This is a genomic window from Candidatus Protofrankia californiensis (assembly GCF_900634765.1).
GTDB classification, from domain to species: Bacteria; Actinomycetota; Actinomycetes; order Frankiales; family Frankiaceae; genus Protofrankia; species Protofrankia californiensis.
The window spans coordinates 29334-30833 of sequence record NZ_CAAAFT010000484.1 but is presented as its reverse complement, the minus strand read 5'-3'; the positions used below and the strand labels follow the sequence as shown (position 1 = coordinate 30833).

The 1500-nt window shown below is 70.8% G+C and carries 1 protein-coding gene and 1 pseudogene; both read right to left on the bottom strand.

Going from position 1 to position 1500, the window contains the following annotated elements:
• On the bottom strand, nucleotides 1-827 hold an 827-nt coding region (locus DD1DGNOD_RS25000; protein ID WP_131771158.1), incomplete at its 3' end, for an ATPase domain-containing protein.
• A 384-nt stretch (nucleotides 828-1211) separates the two neighbouring features.
• Nucleotides 1212-1500 (bottom strand): annotated as a pseudogene (locus tag DD1DGNOD_RS27525) (copper chaperone PCu(A)C); the annotation flags it as partial.

The following is a 1500-nucleotide window of genomic DNA, read 5'->3' as shown; positions in this document are numbered from 1 at the left end:
TTGCTCGCCCGGACCAGGCGCAGGGACGAGTGGCGCTCGCCTTCGAAGTGCAGGACGACGTCAACGAGGTGTTCCAGCAGGCGCGGCCCGGCAACGGTACCGTCCTTGGTCACGTGGCCGACGATGACAGTGGCCATGTTCAGGGCCTTCGCCGCTCGGATCAGCGCCGCGGTCACCTCACGGACCTGGGTGACCCCGCCGGCGGCACCTTCCGTCGTGGCGGTGGTGATGGTTTGTATCGAGTCAACTACCAACAGTTGGGGGCGGACCTCGTCGACATGGGTGAGGAGAGCCTCCAGGTCGGTCTCGGCTGCGATCCACAGTTCGGGGTGCACCGCCCCGGTGCGGCCCGCCCGCAGCCGTACCTGTGCGGTCGATTCCTCGCCGGTGACCACGAGTGCCCGCGCGCCGGATGCGGCGCTGCGTGCGGCCACCTCAAGCAGCAGCGTGGACTTGCCCACGCCCGGCTCCCCGGCCAGCAGGACGACAGCGCCGGGCACGAGCCCCCCGCCGAGAACCCGGTCGAGTTCGGCGACGCCGGTCGGATGGCTGCGGGCCGCGGTGACGTCGACCTCCGACATTGGGCAGGCGGGCGCCGTGACCACCGCGGAGGCCCGGGCCGCCAGGCCGCGGCTGCTGACCCGGTGCGACGAGCGGGCGGCGGGAAGCTGCGCCTCGATCGTCCCCCACGCCTGGCAGCGCGGGCAGCGACCGGCCCACTTGACCGACTCCGCGCCGCATCCGCTGCATCGGAAGCCACCCGAGGCAACTCGGGAGCTGGACGAACCTGATGCGCTCGGTCGGGGAACGGGAGGCCGAGAGGACATGGCCCGCACCGTATAGGCATGCTCCGACAACGACTACGGGGCGGCGGATAGTCGACGTTGTCGGCCGGCCGACAATGATCATGTTGATCCGTCCGAATGGATCATAATGATCGCTTTTGCCCGCCCGCCTGGAGGGCCGAAGACAGCCCGATCATGTTTCTTTCGCGCTCGGGGTTCCTGTCGGATCCGGGGTCCTGTCGGATCCGAGATCCCGAAGCCGATCTGGCAGGTCCGGGAGGCCTAAGTCCCTGGGTAGCTGGCGGATCCCGCGCACTCCGGCCGCGCGCGCCGGGGCGGACGGCGCTTCGCGTCCGCACCCCGGCGCCGAGGACTGCGCCGGGGTGGTGCCGAGGACTGCGCGGGGATGGTGCCGGGCCGTGCGGGTCAGTGCGTCTGGCCGGCTTCGGTCGAGGAACCCGGCGTGGGCGTCGCGCTGCTGGTTGTGGTGGCCTTCGCGGGCGGGGTCGTCACCGCCGTGGTCGGCTGCGTGGACGCCCCGGGAGCCGGCGGTTCCACCGGGACGTTCAGGGTGAGGCTGCCGGCCTTGGCGAACGTGAACGTGACCGGGATCGCCTGCCCGACGAGCAACTCACGGTTCAGTCCGGTCAGTGTCGGGGCATTACCGTCGGCGATGTAGATGTTGCTGGCGCCGGGCTGAAGAACCGCCGACGGT